The sequence below is a fragment of the Longimicrobiaceae bacterium genome (assembly GCA_035936415.1).
GTDB lineage: Bacteria > Gemmatimonadota > Gemmatimonadetes > Longimicrobiales > Longimicrobiaceae > JAFAYN01.
The window spans coordinates 1-2,014 of the sequence record DASYWD010000322.1 but is presented as its reverse complement, the minus strand read 5'-3'; the positions used below and the strand labels follow the sequence as shown (position 1 = coordinate 2,014).

Here is a 2,014-nt window from a genome sequence, read left to right as displayed (position 1 = left end):
GCTCGGCCAGAACGTCCAGCTCGGAGTAGCTCAGCGTGCGCCCTCCGCAGACCAGGGCCGTGGCCGCGGGGGTGCGGCGCGCCTGGGCCTCGAAGAAGCGGTGCAGCAGCGCGTGCGAGAGCTCCGGGGCGGGCCCGTCCTCGGCCACGTTCTCCAGGAGGTGGCGCCGCTCCTCCGGGGCGAGCAGGGCCACGGCCTCCACCGGCTGCTCCGGCGCGGAGGCGAACGCTTCCAGCACCCGCACCAGCTGCTCTCCCAGCCGCTCCACGGACTCCCTCTCGAAGCGCCGGGGGTCGCACTCCAGCCGCAGGGTCAGCGAGTCGCCCCCGTAGCCGAGGAGGACCAGCGGGTAGGCCAGCCGCTGCCGGAGCTCGAAGGAGCGGCCCGTCCACTCCCCGCCCCCGGCGCGCAGGGCGTCCTGCAGCGACCGCTCCTCGTAGACCACCAGCGTCTCGAAGAGGGGCGTTCCCGGCGCCACCGCGCTCCACGCCCTGGCCCGCACCAGCGGAGTCCGCTCGAACTCCCGCCCGGCCACCCACTGGGCGCGCAGCGCGCCCAGGAAGCCGGCCACGGTCGCTCCGGGAGCGATCCGGGCGCGCACCGGGAGGGTGTTGATGAACACCCCCACCGCCGAGCGCGCCTCGCTCTCCGGGAGCACGGAGCGCCGGCACGACCGGGTCGCCCCGAAGACCACGTCCTCCTCGTCGGCGTAGCGGCCGAGGAGGACCGCCCAGGCCCCCATGAGCAGGGTGTTGGGGGTCACCTCCAGCCGCTCGGCGAGCGCGCGCAGCTCTCCGGTCAGCCCGGGGGAGAGCCGAACGGTGTGCGCGAGGTGCCCGTCCCCGTCCGTCTCCTCCCCGCTCCGCGCGCCCGGGAGGGGCGTGGGTGCCTGGACGCCCGCGAGGAGCTGCTGCCAGAACGCCTCCGCCCCCCGGGGAGCCGCGTCGTCGCCCGCGTCGGCCAGCACCCCGGCCGGGGAGTGGCGGCGGGAGGGGGGCTCGCGCCCCTCCCGCAGTGCGCCGTAGACCGCGAAGGCCTCCCGGAGGAGCACCAGCCGCGAGCGGCCGTCGAAGAGGGCGTGGTGGGAGCTCCAGACCAGACGGTAGCCCTCCTCGCCGAACCGGAAGAGCGCGAAGCGCATGAGCGGCGCCTCGTCGAGGCGGAACGCCCTCCGGGCGTCCTCCTCCAGGTACTCCTGCAGCAGGCGCTCCTGCTCCGCGGGGGCGGCGCTCCGCCAGTCCTCCACCGTCCAGGGGAGGTACACGCGCCCCCGGACCTCCTGGAGCGGCCGGGCGACCTCCTCCCACCGGAAGCAGCTCCGCAGCGCGGGGTGGCGCTCGGCCACCCGGTCCCACGCCTCGCGGAAGGCGGGCAGGTCGAGGGCCTCGGGGAGCGTGGCGACGAGCTGCTGCACGTACACCCCGCTCCGGCGGCCGGCGAGGGTGTCGAAGAGCATCCCCTCCTGCGTGGCCGAGAGCGGGTGCGCGCTCTCCGCGCCCTGCGGGACGGCGGCGTTCTGGAGCTCCGGGCCGGCCGGAGGCGGGGCAAGCGTTCTGTTGGTCATGTCGCCCGGTAGGTCTGCGCTGCCCGACGACGGTCGCGGGCGGGTGGTGTGGGTGCGGGGCATCGTGTGTCGCTCCGGGGGGCGGTTCAGCGGCTCTCCAGGAGCACCCGGGCGTCGTCCTCGGACAGCGACTCCAGCTCGCCCAGGAGGTCGGCGAGCTCGTCGCCCATCATCTGCTGGACCTGGAGCTGCGCCACCGCCACCGCGAAGTCGGCGATGGTGGGGGCGCGGAAGAGGGTGTGGAGCGGGACGTCCACCTGGAACGCCTCGCAGACGCGCGACTGGACGCGGGTGGCGAGGAGGGAGTGGCCGCCCAGCTCGAAGAAGCTCTCGTGCACCCCCACGCGCTCGACCCCCAGCACCTCCGCCCAGATCCCCGCCAGCACCTCCTCCACCGGCGTGCGCGGGCCCTCCGACTCCCCCGTCGCGCTCGCCGCCGGCTCCGGCAGC

2 protein-coding genes are annotated in these 2,014 nt (G+C 75.8%); both read right to left on the bottom strand.

Annotation, left to right across the window (positions count from 1 at the left end; genetic code table 11):
* Positions 1 to 1,564: condensation domain-containing protein (locus VGR37_13200; protein HEV2148355.1), on the bottom strand; the 1,564-nt coding region annotated here is incomplete at its 3' end.
* An 86-nt stretch (positions 1,565 to 1,650) separates the two neighbouring features.
* Positions 1,651 to 2,014: phosphopantetheine-binding protein (locus VGR37_13195; protein ID HEV2148354.1), on the bottom strand; the 364-nt coding region annotated here is incomplete at its 5' end.